Source organism: Solwaraspora sp. WMMA2059, from assembly GCF_027497315.1.
GTDB lineage: Bacteria > Actinomycetota > Actinomycetes > Mycobacteriales > Micromonosporaceae > Micromonospora_E.
This window is the reverse complement of sequence record NZ_CP114908.1, coordinates 6284362-6302596: the sequence shown is the minus strand read 5'-3', so window position 1 is coordinate 6302596 and position 18235 is coordinate 6284362. Positions and strand designations below refer to the sequence as shown.

4 protein-coding genes are annotated in these 18235 nt (G+C 68.5%); 1 reads left to right on the top strand and 3 read right to left on the bottom strand.

Annotation, left to right across the window (positions count from 1 at the left end; genetic code table 11):
* Positions 1 to 109: 109 nt before the first annotated feature.
* Genes O7553_RS28845 through O7553_RS28835 form a run of 3 tightly spaced genes read right to left on the bottom strand, consistent with a single transcriptional unit; the run spans position 110 to position 1783 of the window.
* The gene (locus tag O7553_RS28845) at positions 110 to 415 is read right to left on the bottom strand and encodes a hypothetical protein (protein ID WP_281552693.1); all 306 of its coding nucleotides are present in this window, start codon (positions 413 to 415) and stop codon (positions 110 to 112) included.
* 21 nt (positions 416 to 436) lie between these two features.
* On the bottom strand, positions 437 to 742 hold the full coding sequence (locus O7553_RS28840; protein WP_281552692.1) for a hypothetical protein: 306 nt from the start codon (positions 740 to 742) through the stop codon (positions 437 to 439).
* Between the two features lie 24 nt (positions 743 to 766).
* Entirely contained in the window at positions 767 to 1783 is a 1017-nt protein-coding gene (locus O7553_RS28835) for a hypothetical protein (RefSeq protein ID WP_281552691.1), read from the bottom strand.
* A gap of 144 nt (positions 1784 to 1927) precedes the next feature.
* Here O7553_RS28835 and O7553_RS28830 point away from each other — a divergent pair, with 144 nt between their 5' ends.
* Complete coding sequence (locus tag O7553_RS28830) at positions 1928 to 18151, top strand: hypothetical protein (RefSeq protein ID WP_281552690.1); 16224 nt, start codon at positions 1928 to 1930, stop codon at positions 18149 to 18151.
* Positions 18152 to 18235 lie beyond the last annotated feature (84 nt).

The following is an 18235-nucleotide window of genomic DNA, read 5'->3' as shown; positions in this document are numbered from 1 at the left end:
CGGGGCCACGCTGGGCACGGCTACCGGGGCCACGCGGGCCGCGCGGCCCGGTAGCTGGTGACGGCTACCGGGCCGCGCGGCCGACGCGGGCCGCAAGAGGCGACGTGGGTCAGCTCGCCGGTGGCGGCTGGGACAGCGCCTGATCCATGTCGCTCAGGTTCTTCGCGATCATCGAGAAGTGCCCCGCGAAGGTCTCCAGATTGCTGACCGCCGCGGTCAGCGAGTTGGTGAAGTCGGTGTACTGCGTGTCCATCACCGGGCTGGCCTGCTGCAGCCAGAGGCCGCCCTGGCTGGTCAGCAGCTCACTGACGTTAACCTGCAGGTTCTTCAGCACGCTGGCGATCTCCGCGCCCTCGGTGGTCAGCCGCCCGGCGACGGTGTTGACCAGGGCGTAATCGACGTTTACCTCTGCCATCGGATGCCTCCAATCGGTCGGTCAGGCCGAGCTGCTCGAGGCCGCGATCTGCTCGTCCATCGTGCTCAGCTGAACCGTGATGTTGTGGAACTGCTGCGCGAAGGAGCGGATGTTCTCGATCGCCGCAGTCAACTCGGTGTTGAAGGTCTGGTACTGCCCGCTGAGGGTGGGGCTGGACTTCTGCAACCACAGGCCACCGTCGCTGGTGAGCAACTGGGACACCGCGGTGAGTAGATCCTCCAGCCGGGGCACGGTCTGCGTCACGGCGGAATTGAGCTGTTCGTTGACCGCCTGGACCTTGCCGAAGTCGACGGTGATGTTGGGCATGGCATTGCTCCAAGGGTGGCTGGGTCACATGGTGACGGTGGTGAAGGGAATGTAGTCGTCGTCCTCGGATGACTCCTCGGAGACGAGTGTCCACTCCCCGGTGTTCGGATTGCCGGTGTACTTCTTGGTGCCATCCGAGTCCACGACCGTCTTGGTGCCGGAGTCCGGTCCGGTCACCACGATGTCGGTCGTGGTGGTCTCGCCCTCGTGGTCGACGGTCACCTGGTGCGATCCACCGTCGGGCTTCGGGGTGACGGTACTGGTTGTGGTGCCCTCGCTGGTGGTGGAGGTCACCACGAACGAACCGTCGTCGTTGGTCTTTTTTACAATCTTCTCCTCCATGCCGTCGGAGTGGGTGACGGTGGAGGTGTAGTCGACGACATCGATCTCCCCGTCGCCGTCGGTGTCACGGTAAGTGAACTCGGTCGTCTCGGTATAGGTCAGTCCGTCGCCGGAGGTGACCGTGGTCGTCTCGGAGATGACGTTGCCGTCTTCGTCCAGCACCGCCGAGGTCTTGTTGCTGCCCACCTCTGCGGTGCCGTCGATCGAGGTGGGCGGATCCCCCGGCTCCGGCACCGGGGGGCCACTCCACAGCGGCACCGAACCGTCGACCAGGTTCCCGTCCTTGTCGTAGTACTGGAAGGTGATCTCCCGGTCCTTGAGGTCGAGATACCGCTCGTACGCGGCTGTGTCGGCCTGCCAGCCGTTGACGCTGGCCTTGAGACGGTCCAGGTTCACCTTGCCAGCGACGTCCGCGTCCAGGTCGAAGTAGGCCTTGGCGATGCTGTCGAAGGTGTTTGCCAGCTCGTCAAGCAGCTCCATCGAGTCCTTGAACGGGGAATGGCAGGCAGAGAAGAAGGCGCTCAGTGTGCCGTACAGGGCCGAGTTGCCCACCTGGCTGGAGTCGACGACGGTCCCGTCGGAGGTGACCACCGCCCGACGCGACCCGGTCTCCACATCAAACTCGATCTTGCTTTTCAACTCACGCAGGCTGCCCGCGAGACTGTGCAGCAGCGCGTAGTCGAGCACCAGGTCGGCCACCCCGCGCCCCTTCCTCCGGCTCGTCGGCGTACGCCGTCTGTGTGATTCGACGCGGCTGGGGCCGCCAGCGGTTCACTTGTGAACCTCCGCGCGGGTGCGCCACGTCGAACAGGACGACGGCGTCCGGGGCAGCGGGAGGGTCCGGTGGGGGTACGGCCTGGTGACTGGTCACCGCTCACGCTGTCGGGTGATCCCACCCCCGGCGATCCGGATGTGCTGCGCAGCGTCGCCAGCTACATGGACATCATGGCCGACCACGCCAGGACCGCCGACGACGGACTCGCCGCGGTACTGCGACAGAGCGGTGACGGGGCGTTCGTCGGCAAGACCGCAGACTGGCTGCGCGAGCAGATCAGCAAGGAGATGAGCGGATTCATCGCCGGGGTGCGGACAGCCTTCTCCGCCGCCGGGCCGGCGATCCGCACGTACGCCGAGGCGCTGCGCGAGGCTCAGGCCACGGCGGACCAGGCGCTGCGTGACGCGGCCGGGGCCGGCGACGACGAGGGACGGATCAACACTCTCAAGGCCACCGCGGAGAACGCCGCCGCGGATGTGAAATCCGCAGCGGGTACGGCTCGGCAGGCCATTCTCGACGCGACCGGCCACATCAAGTCACCCGTGACGCCGAAGTCGGCCTGTGAGGTGTTCTGGGAGATCTTCACCTGGTTGACTCTCATCGTCACCGTGGTCGCCATCTTCGTCGGCGGCCCGCTCGGCCTGATCGCCTTCGCGATGAACGCCGCGTTGGCGGTGAAGGCGACCCTGGATTTCGCCATGGGCAAGACGAACGCGCTGGGTCTGGCGCTCGGGCTGCTCGGGCTACTCGGTCCCAGCACCCGACCGCTGATCGCCCTCGGCGACCTCACGAAGCTGGCCACTTCCGCCTGGCGCAACATCACTCAGTTCAGCCGGCACAGCTTCACCATGGCGCGCGCCGGCATCGGCGACTTCTGGCGAACGGTGTCGACGCTGAGCCTCAGCGGGGCCATGCGCGGCATCGGCGACATCGGGGTCACCCTTGCCAACTCGGTGAAGGTCGGCGCGCTGATGATTCCCCGGATCGTCGGCCCGATCGACGGTCTGGCCGCCCGAGGATTCGTGGCCCTGGAGAAGTTCACCCTGGTCACCGTCCCGGCAGCGGTGACCAGGATGGGGAACATCGGGCAGCAGGCTCTGGTCCGGTTCGCTGGCGTGACGGCCGACGCGGGCAGGTTCATCGCCGCCAACGCCGTCAGGTTCGGCAACCTGATGGCCCGTGAGTTCGGCGGTTGGCAATGGCTTCGGATCTTCCTGCCCCTGGCCGGTCATGAGATCCGCGCTGTCGGGGTGTCCGGGGCGTTCAAGCTCGGCGTGCTGGGTCGTGGGCTCGGAATGACCCGGTTCGACGGACTTGCCGCGCTCGGCGGCGGCATCCGGCTCGCCAACGGCCTCACCACGGTGCACGTCGTCAAGCCCGGCGGCGCGCCGCCCCCAGCCGGTGGGATCAACTTCAGTCCGAGTGGGCTGCACCTTCCCGACCTGATCGAAAAGCCGATGATCGGGGCCCCGGCGGCGCAGCAACTCAGCTTCTCGGCCCGTGGTCTCGACCTGTCCGCGGCACGTGGGGCGCTCGGCCTGCACGACCTCGCGGGGCTTCGCGGCGTACAGAACCTGGACGTACCGGTGCCGGGAACGGCCGGTACGGTCACCCCGATCCCCGCAGCCAATCTCCCCGGCGCGGCGCACGCGGTCGACCTCGGCCCCGTCTCCCGGCTGAATGCGCCGACCGTCAACCCGGTAGCGGGGATGAACGGGGTCACCATGCCGGCGGTGGCCACGCCGAGCGCGGTGACCTTGCCGAACATGCAGATCGGCAACCTCAGCGCCACGCTGAACCGGGCTGCCGGTGGCGTCGAGGGCCTGACGGACTTCGGTCGCGCCGAGCTGCGCAACCTGCACATGGGCGAGGTCAGCGCGGTCCGGGTCTCGGAGACCGGGGTGGCGTTCAACCTCGGCGCGCCGGAGAAGGCGTTCGGCGATGTCAGCCTGGCCACGCCCACACCCGCGTCCGCGCCTACCCCGACACCTACCCCAATGTCCACCTCGACGCCCACCTCCGCGCTCACACCTAACCCGGTGCAGCTCGGCAGGACCGCCGACCTGACCACCGTCCACCAGGCGCTGAACCTGCTCGACGAGCCCGGTGCGGCGGCGCTCACCACCCCGCACCGACTGGAACCGCCAACGGTCACCGCACCCACCGGCCTCGGTCGTGACCTCTCGACGCCCGCACCGCCCCGGCTGGATCAGGCCGGTGGCCCGTCACCGCAGCAGCTCAGCCACCTGCAGGCGCTGGAGCAGCTCAAAAAGGCACAGCACGCGCTGGCCAACGTCTCCGGGGACGCATTGGCCCTGGCCCGCGCCGAGAAGGACGTCCGGGTCACCGAGGCGCTGGTGCGCCGGACCGCAGACGGGCTCAAGGTCGAAGCTCCTGCGGTACCCCGCACCGTCGATACCCCACCGGCCCACCTGACCGGTGCGGTCGCACCAGACCTCGCGGCGGCCAAACCGGCCTCCGCGCCCGACCGGGCAGCGGCCAACCCAGCCGGGACGGCGGATGAATCCGTGCAGGCGCTGCAGGCCCGGCTGGAGAACCTGCGTGGCCCCGACGCCCCGCGCACCGACCTCGCCGGGCTGGAACTGGAGCACCGGTTCGCCCAGCTGCGCCCGGCGGCCTCGGCCGACCTTGCCGAGCTGCCGGCGGTCCCGACTCACCAGCCCGGCACCAGTATCGCGGAGCTGGAGAGTCGGCTGGCCGCGTTACGCGGCACCGAGCTGCCCTCCCCCGCAGCCCGCCAGTTGGAGCTTGAACACCGCCTCAGCCAGCTCCGCCCGGGCGCAGCGGCCGAAACCCGCCCGGTCGATCCGGCGATGTTCCCGGACGTCCCCACGATCTCCCCGGTGGAGGCGACCGCCCGCGCCACCGCCGTCGAACGCCTCACCGACCTGGAAGACCAGCTGGTCGCCGCCCGCGCGGAGACTCCCACCAACATCGGTCCGACATCCCTCGACGACGCCGGATCTGCGGCGTCACCGCAGGTCGACAGCGCGGGTCGACCGCAGACCCTCGACCAGATGGGTACGCCGGGCCGAGCTGAAGGGCCCGATGGTACGGGTACCGGCGACAACCTGCTGGACCTGCCCAGCGTGCCTCGCACCGATCCGGCGGCCACCCCCGGCGCGGAGGCGCTCAGCCAACGGTTGACCGAGCTCATCTCCGACGCGCGGGGGGTCGACCTGCCCGAGCCAGAGCTGAGGGTGCTCAGCACCGAGGTCCGTACCGCGATTGAGCAGGGCCGGCACGGTGACGGGGCCCGCGCGCTCAACACGCTGCACGACCGCATCGACCGGCAGGCCCTGTTCCAGCGGCTCGACTCGTACCGGGCGCATGTGGACGCCGGGCACCAGCGCGCCGCACAGCTGGACATGGACAAGTCGACCTGGTTGCAGCACGCCATCGACATCGAGCGGGCGACCGCCGCCGGACACACCGACGAACTGCACCGGCTGCTCAACGACTACGAGAACAGCCTCGCCGGCAAACTGGCCGAACAGAAGCTGCACGACCAGGTCGGACCCGATGCGACGCCGGGCCGTACCCCCGACGAGGCCGGGTCGAGAGGCGACGTCGACGAGTTGCAGGCCCGCCTCGACGCGCTGCGTGGCGACCGCACCCCCGACGCGCGCAGCACCGAGCTGGAGCTGGAGCTGCGGTTCGCCAATCTGCGCGGCTCCGACGGCCCCGACGTACCGCTCCCCCAGTTTCCGCAGCCTCCCACGTTGCCACCCGGCAGCGTCGACGACCTGCAGAAGCGCCTGGACGCGTTGCGCGGGGACAGCACGCCGGACCTGGACCTCGCCGGACTGGAACTGCGCCACCGACTGGCCGCGCTACGCGGTACCGACCCGGACACCCCGGTGGGCAAGCTCGAGGACCTGCCCGACGTACCGACGCTGCCGCCCGGTGCTCTCGATGACCTGACCGACCGGATCGCCGACCTGCGCGCCCACCGTGAAGAAATGCTCGGCATGCCGCCGGCCGAACGGGCCGAATGGGATGCCGAGTTCGCCCGGGCCGGAGACGAGGCCGCCGACGCGGCAGTGCTGGCAAGGTACGAAACGCGCATCGCCAACCTGGAGCGCGAGGCCCGCGTCGCGGAGCTGCGCGGCGGCAGCGGCCCGCTCTCCGCCGACGAGTACCGGTCGTGGCAGGACACGCTCGCCCGGGTCGGCGACGATCAGGCCGGCATCGACCACGTGCTGTCCCGATACGCCGCCCGGCTCGACGAGCACCGGCTGGACAGCGCCACCCAGATCAACACCGCGCTCACTTCCCCCGACCACCTCCGACCACTCGACTCCCGTCTGGACGAGGCGCTCGGTGGTCTGTCCCAGAGTCTGCGGAACGACACCGCAGCGCGGCACACCACCCTCGGTGACCGGTTGGCCCAGCTGCGCGGAGCGGACGCCCCACCGGCACCCGGCGGGACCACAGGCGACCTGCCGATGCCCGGGCCACGGGCCGACGACGCGACGATCGGCCACCGACTCGGCCAGCTGCCGAGCCCGCCCCGTGACCTGCCGGCACCTCCCACCGGTCCCGCCGGCGCCGCCCCCGGGCGGACCGACCCGTCCGTACCCGCACCGACCCGCACCGATCCGCCCGGCGCGGACGTACCGGCGGTCGGCAAACCTGCGGAGCCGTCGACGGCCGCCAAACCGGTCGACGGGCCGGCAGCGACGAAGCCGGCGGAGACTCCGACGGTGCACAAGCCGCAGGATGGACCGGCACGGCCGACGCCGGCGGCCGGCGACGAGGTTCTCCAGCTGCCGGCACCGCGCCGCCCAGCCGACGACGTCTCTGCCGCGCCGCCCGCCGAGCAGGTGACGATGCCACCGCGCGATCTGCTCGGCGACGGCCAACTCGCCGGCCCGGCCCGGGTGATCGAGGTGGACGCCGAGCGATGGACGCCATTGAAGGACGCTTTCCGCTTCGAACCGTCCGCCACGTCCGGCCAGCCGCCGAAGGTGACCCGGCCAGCGGCCAGCGGCGAGCGGGTCGGTGTCGGCTATCAACTCACCGTCACCGATCAGGACATGCACTTCGCGCTCAAGCTGCACCTCGACGCCGCGCCCGGCGTCACGGCGGCAGAGATCGCCAAGGTGAAGGCGCGCACGATCGAAGGGTTGCAGCGATACGTCAACGCACCCCGGCACCACCTGCCGGGCTGGGACGTGCCGATGCGGGTAACCGTCGACTTCGTCGATGACCCGGCCAAGGCGCGAGGCTCCATCACGGTCGCTCCGGCCGGCACGCAGATGTCCCAGCAGACCTGGGCGGTAGACGCGTCGCCGGCCAAGTACGCCCACGAGATCGTGCACAACCTCGGCGTCAAGGACAGCAAAGCGCCGCCGAACGCGTTGCTGCGCGACACCCACCAGCCCGAACACGGCGACCTGATGGGCAGCCACCCACACGGTGTCGACGGTTTCGTGCTGACCCCCAGGGCGCTCGGTCAGATCGCTGGCGTGCTCTCGCCGCACTTCTCGGGCTCCACCGCCCCACGGCCGGCGCCGGACGCCCTTACCGGCAACGCCGCCGAAGAGTTCTGGGCCTCCGGCGTGGACCTCCCTCCTCAGGTCACCGAGCAGGCCACGGTGCCAGCCCCGGCCAAGACGGTGTCCAGCCCGGCGGGCAGCGCACCGGCGCCGCTGTCGACCGTCCTCGTGGACCGGATCGCCGAGCCGCCCCCCGCCACGATGGGTTGGGTCGTCACAGCCGACGGCAGTTATCAGTGGCAGGGTGCCGGATCTCCCGATCCGGCTCTACCGCCCGGTCTGGTACTCGGCACCGCCAGCGGCGATCACAACCTGTGCCTACTCGACTCCCTCGCCCAGCTCATCAACGTACACAACCCTCATCAGACCAATGCCCACCAGCTGCATGATCATCTACTGGACAACCTGCCGGCCTCCAGCAACGCCAGCGACGACCTGCTGAACGGCCGGATGCTCGACGTCTACGACCCCGATCTCAACCAACTCCTCATCGACAACTTCGGTATCCGCGTCCAGGTCTTTGAAACCACCCAGCACGGCACCACCGCACACCCGCTGCGCGGCGACGAGGGTCCGGTCTTCTACCTCCACCATCAGCACCAGCACTTCGTCCCTCTCTGGCCTGCAACTGGGGAAACCACCGCGACCGTCGGAACCACCACCGGGAAGACCACCACTGCTGTCGAGGCTCGACCTCAGCAGCAGCCGTTGCAGGTACCGCCAGCGGGCAAGCAGCTGAAGTCGGAACATCCGCCACCCGCGGTCGCAGAGGCGAAGGCCCGGCACGACCAGCTCGCTGCGGAGGTGCAGTCTTTCGCTGAGGCACTGCAGAGACTGGAGAGTCACGTCCACGATCTCTCTGCGAAACTCGAGGAAGCGCGGCAGGTTCAGCAGGAGCGTGGCAAGGTGCTGTCGGCGGCCGATGCCGCAGCTGCGGCATCGGCCGCACAGCGGCAGGAGCAACGCGAGGCCGCCGAGCGCGAGGCGCGAAGCGCCGCAGATCGTCGCCGCGGCGAGCGGGAGGCCGCGCGGCGGGAGGCCGAACAGCGAAATGCCCAGCGCCAGGTGTTGGACGCGGAGGCGGCGCGGCGACAGGCAGCGCGCGCGGAGGCAGCGCGGCAGCGGTTGGCCGAGGATGCCGTGTTGGAGTCGGTACGCGCCGAAGTCGCCGATCGGACCGCGCAACGCGCAGCTGCGCGGGCCGAGGCTGCGCGGGCCGAGGCCGCGCGGGCCGAGGCTGCGCGGGCCGAGGCTGCGCGGGCTGAGGCCGCGCGGGCTGAGGCCGCGCGGGCTGAGGAGCAGTCGGCAGCGGTCGGCAGCGGCCCCGCCTCGGGGACTCGTGTCGATGCCCGCACTGACGCCACGCCGCCGGTCTCTCCACGCCAGGCCGAGCAGGACCAAGCCCGGCAGGCCGCCGAGCAGCAACGTGACGACGATCGGCTCCAGCAGGCCCAGCAGCGGTGGGCCGAGTTCGACCGGGCGGCGAGGCAGGCTGAGCTGGAACGCGGTCAGGCCGACGTTGATGCCGAGGCCGTGAGACGGGAGCTGGACCAGGCCGACCAACTCGCCAAAGTTGCGGAGGCCGGCCGCCAGCAGGCCGAGCGGCAGGAGGCCGCGCGGGCCCGCGAGCTGGAGGAGACCCACCGCCGCGAGGAGGAACAGGACCGTATCCAGGCCGTGGAACGTCAGGCGGAACGCGACCAGCTTGCCACGGCTGTGCGGACACATGAGGCGGCGCTTGGTCAGGGCACTGAGCAGGCTGTGCAGGCTCGCACCGCGTGGGAGAGCAAGGAGCAGGAGCTACACGACGCTCGGACAGCCCTTCAGGAAGCTGAAGATGCCGCGAGGAAGGCAGCCGAGGAGGCGGCGAAGAAGGCTAAGGAGGCCGAGGAGGCGGCGAAGGTCCGGCCGACCGCGACGCCGTGGTACTTCACTGACGGGGCACTTGGTGAACTGGCGATCGCCGAGGTCCGAAGCAGAACGGCCGACGAGATCGCCGATACCCTCAACGCGCTCGCCGCGGCGCTGCCGTCGGGTCAACGCACGCGCATCACCGACGCCGAGATGGCAGTGTTGAAACCCGGTAAGGGTCCGCAGGAACCAGGCGAGCAGAACAAGGCAAGGAGCACGGACCTACCGGATCTGGGCAACGCCCGACAGGAGCAGGGCATCCGCGAAAAGGTGGCCGCGACGATCCGCGAGCTGCTCGAAGCCGCCCCGAAAGACCTGGCTGGTATCGACAAGAATCGCGCCCGGTGGGAAAATGCGTTGTTCCATGGGATCACGATCAGTGCCGGTGATCGACTGATCTGGATCCGCCCGGTGCCACACAATCCGCAGGAGGCACCGAATGCCGACGGAGGCAAGGAACGCGAGTACGTTGTCTCATTCGGCTCGACCGCGACCGGCAGGGAGACCTCCCAATCCAGTGGCCTGGACCACGACGGCGCCGCCGAGCTGACCTTCTCACTGCCGACCCAAAAGGCACCCCGGATGCTGACGAAGCTGCCATCTCTGGCCTTCGGCAGCGACATTGCCCGAAAAACCTCGGAGCAGACAACGGTCATCTCCGGCCGGAAGATGTTCGTCTCCGAGTCGACGAAATTCAACAGCGGCGTGGAGTTCCAGATCTACGTCAACGGCGTCAAGTGGGGACAATCCCCAGTCGTCGGCGACGCGGACCTCCTCGGAGTCTCCCTACCAACCGCCTACGCTCGCACACCCCCGGACGGCGATACCACCACCGCAGACGCAAAACCGCCGGCCGGAACCGCCGCCATGCATCCGGTCTCCCAGGCGCGGGAGACACTCAACGCGATCAGCCTTGACCAGGTCATCACCGACTGGCACAAGGCCCTGAGCGCGGCGCTGCCGGCCGACGTCGCCGCGAAGGTGGCCGCACTGGCCCACGAACGGCTGCTGAACGAGCGGACCACCCGCAACCGCAGTCGCTACCTGCTCACGAACGGCGACCAGACAGACACTATTCGCGAAGGCGCCGGCCCCCGCAGTTTCAACGGATACATCACCACCGCAGTCAGCATCCGCGAAATCCAGTTTCTGGAAACTACGGAGGGCATCACCACCCGGGAAGATCTCGGCGTGGTCTCTACTGCCAACTACCAGGCGTCCAGGAGTACCGACGTCAGCATATCCGCCGGAGGCAGTCTGCTCAGGCTAAGCGAGGGCGGCTCCAATCCGGACGACGACGACTCGGGCGGGCAGACTACCGGCGGTCTGCAATTCGGCGCTGGGCTCTCTGCCGAACACAGCGCCGCGTTGGGTGTTGGAGAAACCGCATCGAACCACACCGTCCTCAACCGAAAGTCTGACCAGGCCCGGTACCAGGCCACCGTCGACTTCACCCTCGCTACCCACGGGAACAAGAACATCCCACCCATCACCCGCCAGGTCACTGCCGAGATCGCCATGCCCGCCGCTGAAGCGGCACAGTTCGAACGCAGCATCTTTGGCGATGTGTTCACCCCCAGGTTCGGAGGCCCCGGCACAGGACGCCCCCGAGTGGTACTCACCCCAGCCACGGAAGTCGAAACCAGTGTCAAGACGCAAACCAAGACCGCAGCCGAATCCGGCACCAAAGCCGAGGTTTCGCCCATCCGGGGGTCCGCCGCACCGGCGCCAGCGTCTGCGGAGCAGCTGGCCGCGACGTTGCGGCCGGTGATCAACGGGGCCCCGCAGGCGCGGCAGGCGTTCGTGCCGAAGGACGGAACCGGCCCGGAACCCCTGGCCCTGGCACTGCGCCGCGGGCAGGGCCTGGGCATCACCGGCAACCTCCCCGGATCCGAACAGGTCGCCAACCTCGTGATCGACGTGCTCAAGGCACGGACCGGCCTCGACGACATCGGCGCCAAGGCACGCCGGGACGTCATGATCCGGGTCAGTCGTGCCGTGCTGGAGGCCGACCCGAGCCGGGTCCAGGCCGGCCGCAAGTTCAGCGTCGCCAGCAACGGACGCACGTTCGAGGTGCTGGCCACCGCCCACCAGTTCGACCTGCTGGATCGCACCCGGTACCCGATGACGGTCAACGCGCGTGCGCTGACCGGGGCCGCCACTTCTGGCGCCCAGTCCGGCGACACCACCGGCACCGGCGAACTCGGCAGCGGCCCCTCGGTCCGCGTCGGCGACCTCGACGGACAGCACCGGGGCGGGATCAGCCTCCCACGCGTCGGGGTGTCCACCAAGGTGGGGTGGAGCAATGAACAATCACTGAGCCGCAACATCCAGGAGTACGCCCGCACCGAGACCGTCGATGACATCGTCGACCATCGCTACCGCACCGTCTACGAGGTCGCGATCCGTGAAGTCACCGACCCCGACCGGCCGAGCCCACGCGAGACCTGGCTGATCGGCGACGACCCGAACCTGGAAGTCACCACCCAGACCGCCGTCCCGATCGAACATCTCCCCCCCGAAGGCACCACCCACAGCGAACAGGAACTCAGAAACCACGGGAGGGCCGAGGCCAGCGACGATCCCAGGGGCGCCTGGGAGCCCGGCGGTAAGGCATCCCATCTCCCGTTGGACACCATCGGCAGCGCCGGACTCTTTCCCGCTTTCCGGCACATCCCGGAACTGTCCGCCACCGCCGCGAAGCTCTACCAGCAGGTCAACGGCCTTCCCGATACGTGGTTCAGCGAGCCGATGAACTGGCCCGACCAGGTTTTGGACCTCTCCGCCCCGAGCGAGCTTGCCAGTCAGAGTCCTGACATCCTCGACGAGTACGGCTGGGAGATACAACTACCCGCCCGCGACGGATACGACCAGTTCATTCGCGTCCGGGGCCGTCTGTTCAAGGACAGCCTGGACCACCAGAAGAGCCACCAGGACGGCGTCGAACTCGAACACTACCGACAGTTCGCGTCCAGCCACAGCGATGCCCGGAGCAGGGACATCACCACCATGGGCAAGTTCGGCTTCGGCGGCCACTACCAGAACTACAACGTCGACGCCGAGGAGCCCTTCGAGCAGGGCCGGATCGGCGGCGGGATCGACGCCGAGGGCGAGATGTCCACCGGGAGATCGACAAACAGCACCAAGGGTGCTACCGACATCACCCGCGCCACCTACAACGACACCGTCCACTCCTACAACGGTCGCATGGTCTTCGAAATCACCGCGATCCGATCCAAAAACGGCGCCCAGAACACCTCGGCCGGACCCCACTACGTCAACGCCCACCACGCCCTCGACCTGTTGATCACCGACCGCGCCGCCGAGGACCTCGAACTCGTCGGCGGCACCGCCGTCAACGCGCCAGCCCTTGAACTGATCGACCCGAAACTGCTGCCCGCCGTCGGTCACCCCGAACAGCTACAGGCCAACGACGTCCTGAGATCGATCCTCCGAGCGCTGGAGGGGCAGGGCCTCATTCCCGCTGGAGAGAACGCCACCAGCCCACTGCGCCGCGCGGTGATCAGCAGCTTCCGCAGCCGAGCCCTCACTGCGCAGTACTTCCCCCTGTCGGGCCAAGGCGTTTTCGGATGGTTCCCGATCCCCGGTCCGTACACCACCACCCGGTACCTGTGGATTCGCGTCGCCGCCACCACCGACCACATACCATCGTCCGACCGACCTCGCGACCAGGTCAGCCTCACCCTCCGCGGACAGACCAGCGACAACGAACAGAACAGCAGCAGCTCCGGCTGGGGCTGGTCGGCCGCTTTTGACTTCCACGGCCGAGGGGTGGTCAGTAAGGCAAACCGCGGCGAGCTCGGCGGCCTTGGCCATGGCAGCTACGGAAAGTCCTACTCCAGCGAACACAGCAACCAGTCCGCCACCAAGGACATCTTCCGCACCTCGCCCAAGAAGTCCCATGAGTTCGAACACCCACTCAACTTCATGATCGAACTCGCCACCACCACCCAACTACCCAAAATCGCCGAACTCTTCGTCGCCACTGGCCGTGCCACACTGTTCTCCATCACCACAGCCGCCACCAGCAGTATGTGGCCAGACCTGAATCACTCCGTCCAGAAATTCTGGTACGACCACACCCCCTTCGCTTGGGAAAGCAATGATCTGATTGCCGGTGGCCGGGTCCGCCTCATCGTCCCCAAATCCTTCACGCAACCCAGGAACACCGACAACAGCGGGTGGCGCGGACCCAAGCCCGCGCCTCCCACAGCCAAACCGGCAACCCCCGCCCCGCGACCCACACCGCGCTGGGCCGAGGACACCATCCTTAAACCCGCCGGAGCGAATACCGAACTCCTCGAGGACCGCGCCCTGCACCCGTGGCGGATGGAGGCGGCCGCTCGTGAGTTCGCCCGTTGGGCCGCCCTGACCACGGCACGACCCAGCCTCCGCCCCGGCACCGACCTGACGGTCGACGGGGCCTGGAAGGTACCCGGCGTCGACAGCCGCAGCGCCCTGCACCACCTGATCACTCACTACACCAGCGAATCGATGCTGCGCACCAGGATCAACCAACTCCTCAAACACGAGTACGTGATCCCCGACACCAACATCACACTCGGCATTGACATCCGCGCCGGCGAATACTACGGATCTGACACCGATCCGCTGAGTGACTTCCAAAAGGGCAGACGCTACCAACAGAATGAGTCCAGCACGTCCAGCAGCCAAGACAACTCCAAAATCGGCAACTTCGGTTTTGGCCCACAGGGCGGAGCCCGCACCGGACTTGTCAAGAAGGTCGGATTCATTGGCGAAGTCCTCTCCCGCGACAGTCAGTCCGGCCAGGGCAGTTCCGCCGAGATGAGCGAGGTCAACGAACGCAACAGAGAGGCAAAGCGCAACTTTCATCAGTATCGCTACGACGCCACGCTCGTCATCAAGGGGCCGCACGGAGCCCTCCTCATCGACGTCGACGAAGACATCTACCTGATGCGAGCCAAGAAGCCCGACCCCACAGTCCCCGTCGTCCCTCCGCCGAAACCCGAGCCGAAGGCCGAGCCGAAACCATTAACGGAACCGGCCGGAGAAACCAGTTCGACGCCAAAAACCGCGAGCGGCACCATGATGCCCGGCTCGTGGCCTGAGGACGAGGGACCACTCCTCCCGCTCCACAACCCACCACAGCCGCCCGCACCACCACTGCCACCAGCAGCAGCCACCGACACCACAACACCGCCCCCTGCGCAGACCACCGCCAACCCCACCACCCACACACCATCGAACGCCCAAACCACTCAACCGACACCAACACCAACCACCCGACCACCATCACCCATAGAACCAACCCCCACCCCAGCGGACATCACCACCGCCACGCCGCGCGACGACCTGCGCGAGCGGTGGGTGCAATTCCAGGCGCAGCGTATCCAGGCCGAGGGCACCGATCCGGCCGTAGCTGGAATCCTCGCCAACGGACTGACTGCCGACCATCAGACCATGCTCGCCGATCTGGCGACAGTGCGCACTGACACACCGGCCGCAGGCAATGAGGTATCGCCGCCCACAGCCCTTGAACAGCCAGCTACGGCCGCAGCGGAACCAGCCGGGAAGGTCAGCAGCGCCACCGCTACCGAGCCCACGGCGAAGGACGGCGACCTGCACGTCCAGAATTTCATGCCCTTCTCGGATCCAGTTGTGCCGATCGCCCTGCCCGGCGAGTCCCAGCTGGCGCATGGACCAGACCCGACACGTCAGTCAGCCGGCGACGGTGTTGCCGTGAGCCGGCAAGGCCAGCGGGGCTCAGACCCCGAGCCGACAGCGAGGCTGCGGGGCGGTGGTTCAGGCGGGGCGATATCCACTTTGATGAGCCTAGCGCCGGGTACCTGGGCGCCGTGGGCGCGTAGCGAGATGTTCGCCCCCTCGGACGCCGTCCACTTCTACGAGGAGGCGAGGCGGATCGGCTGGATCTCAGCAGGAGACGACCGCGTCGCACAAGCTCTGCACAGGCTGGGGCGGCAGACCGGGCTGCGGTCGGCAGAAGACAAGGCCCGGGAGTTCGTCTGGCATCTCGTCACTACCGGCTCGCGCGTCCTACCCGACATCGTGATCGACGGCACCCACCTTTACCAGGCTCAGGTGCACGGACAGAGCATCCAGGTCCGGGCCAGGGTGGAAGAGGACTCAGCGGGTCGGGTGGTCCGGGTGGTACGCGCCCAACAACCGATGCCGCTCGACAGCCATGTCGCTGACCTAGTCCAGGCCGACTGGACGGTGGTGGCCGGCGACCGCGGCACGAGCGTCGACCCCGATGCCCAGCTGGTCCGCCTCGACCCCACCGACGGGGAGGTGCACTCGACGCTGCACGACATCCACAGAATCGCCAACGACTCTCTCGGCACCACGCACCTGGCCTTCACCAACCGTGCTCTGGGGGCGGCGGCGCTGGTCGATAGGGTGCCGACATTGGTGGAACAGGACCATGTGCGGCTTGTCCACGACGACTTCGGCACCGTACTGGATGCCTGGCGGCGTTTCGATCGCCAGATGAGTTGGCTCCTGCACACACCGGGGCCGCGCGGATTTGAACGGACGGAGCAGATGCCCGCCGGGCATCATGCCCGAGCCTCCTTCGATTACTCGCGCTGGCGGTTGCGGCTGCGGTACGACATGGATGCCGACCGTTCGCGGGATGCGCTGGTGCACGAGAAGTTTCACTCTGTGCAGTGGGCAACCAACGCCCGGTGGCGCGTAGCCGAGACCGGCGACCCGAGAGTGCTGACTGAGCTGATCAAGGATCCGGAGGTGCACCGCCAGCTGCTGCACGGGCCGGCGCGCCAGCTCGACGCGGCGCAGCGACACGTGGCGGAGCTACTGTCGCGACACGGGCTGGCCCACCCTGACCGAGAAGCGATCTACAAGCTTCTCGGTCAGGATAAGGATCTGATCACCCGGTGTAACCAGTGGGTGGCGGCGGCGAGGGTCAGTGGGGCCGGAGGACGGCTAGGTGAACGCGTGCAACGTGCGGTGGGCCAGGTCGGGACCTTCTCGGACACAGTGCGGGCCCTGTATCTGAGCCTGCTACACGAGGCTCAGGCGATCTTGCTCGGCCTGTGGATTCAGGAGGCGGGCTCGGTGCACCGCTGGGGCGCGGCCGCCGCTCAACTGGCCCCGATGCACGGGTACGACAGCGTCCCGCTGACGGCGCCGGACAGGTACCCCCACATGCCGGCTGGAGCCGCAGGGGTCTTCCTCCGTCCATCGTCCTCGTCGATGGAGCCGCCGATCCGGCTACCGCGACGGGAGGGCATGCTCCTGGCGGTTCAGATCACCGACGTCGACCAGGCCGGTCACCTGCTGCGCCGGCTGCGCGACGACCTACCCGTCGGGACCATGGTGGAGCTGCTGACGGCCGCACCGATCAGCGCTCCACGGGCGGTGGAACTTGCCCGTACGTTGGGCGGCGAACGGGTGCTCGCCCTCGACGTCGACCTGGTGGAGCCGACCGGGGCGGCAGCCCATCACTTCGTGGCCTACAGCCGAGACCACCGTGCCTCACTCGGCCCTGGTGCCCGCTACTACACCGTGCACGCCGATCCGCAGCAACCGGTACTCGATCTCGATGTGGTCGCGCTGCGCAACGTCGGCTGGGGCCGGTACGAGTTGGCATCGGGTTGGCAGGTGCAGGCGGTCGGTCAACGGGTGTGGATCGGGCCGGCCGAGGTGTCGCCGGCCGTACGCGACGACGACCCGCCGGTGGTGATCGGGCTGCCGTCCCGGCAGACCCCTTGGCCGGTATGGGTTCTCGGGGTGTGGGTCGGCCGAGCCTTGGCCAGCCACGTCGGGGCCACGACCGAATCGGGATTCGTCCGGGTACACAGGCCGCAGCCCCGACCCGAGGCACTTCCGGTGGCCACCGACGACCTACTGCATCCGGTCAGCGACGTCGAGCGTCGAATTGTCGTAGCGGCCTTCGGCTCGGAGGCGGTGGTGGACGAGGTCAGCTATGCACCGCCGGATCCGGCCGGCCCCGGCCTCGGCTTCACCGGCCATGATCTGATTGCCAGGCTGCTGGACGTGGCCGGCGCCGCAGCGGCCGAGCAGAATTCGTCGGTCCTGGTCGCGGCGCTGGACGGGCAGGCCACGCGGCTCGCGGCGGCCGCGCCTGTCACGGCCGGGGCAGGCGGCGAGCGAGTGGCCCGGCACAACCTGCTCGCCGCCGGTTACCTGGCGGCCCGCGCGTACGGAGTGTTCGAGCTGACACCGCAGCGGCTGGAGGCAGCGCACCGGGTGCTGGCGGCCTACCACTATGACGGCCGGTTCCTCACCGGAGAAGCTGGGCTGCAACGGCTGCTACAGACCGTCAGTTCCGATTGGTACGGCGACGTCGATCCGACGCGGTTGCAGCGACTGGTGGAGTTGAACCTCGACCATGGGTTGGACAGGGACGACCTGGAAGATCTCGTCGCACGGGACGACATGTGGCTGTCGATCTGGCCGCGTGATCTCCGGCCGATCGATCGCGCGGCAGGTATCTGGTCGATGGGCGGTGCCGCCGGGGGTCTCGTCCCGCCCGCCGCCGGCGGCGAACTGGTCGTCGTGTACCGGGCCGGAGCAGATCTGCTACCGCTGCCACCGGCCGGCTCCCCGGCGCACGTCCTGGTCCCGACCAGCCCGGCGCTGCTGGCTGAGCTCGGCACACTGCTGGCCGGCAGGATCGGTGGGAGCCGCGTTCCCGGTGCCTGGGTCCGCCTCGTTCCGGTGGTGGACACACCGGTCGACCCCGACCTGGCCGGTCACCTCGCGGAGGGTCTGTCCGCGCTGCACCGGCACCGAGTCGATCGGATCACCCTGGGTAGGCCGATCGAGCCGATCCCCGGCGACGCCGAGGCGTGAGGTGCGGTCCCGGTCCAGTTCGACGAGGTGGCACCGGAGGCGTCGGCTGCCTGAACCAGTCGCCGGTGCCGTCCGCGCCGAGTC

Bases quoted from the DNA above. Each gene is read 5' to 3' on its own strand.
- O7553_RS28845 (WP_281552693.1), bottom strand. From the start codon at position 415: ATGGCAGAGGTAAACGTCGATTACGCCCTGGTCAACACCGTCGCCGGG.
- O7553_RS28840 (WP_281552692.1), bottom strand. From the start codon at position 742: ATGCCCAACATCACCGTCGACTTCGGCAAGGTCCAGGCGGTCAACGAA.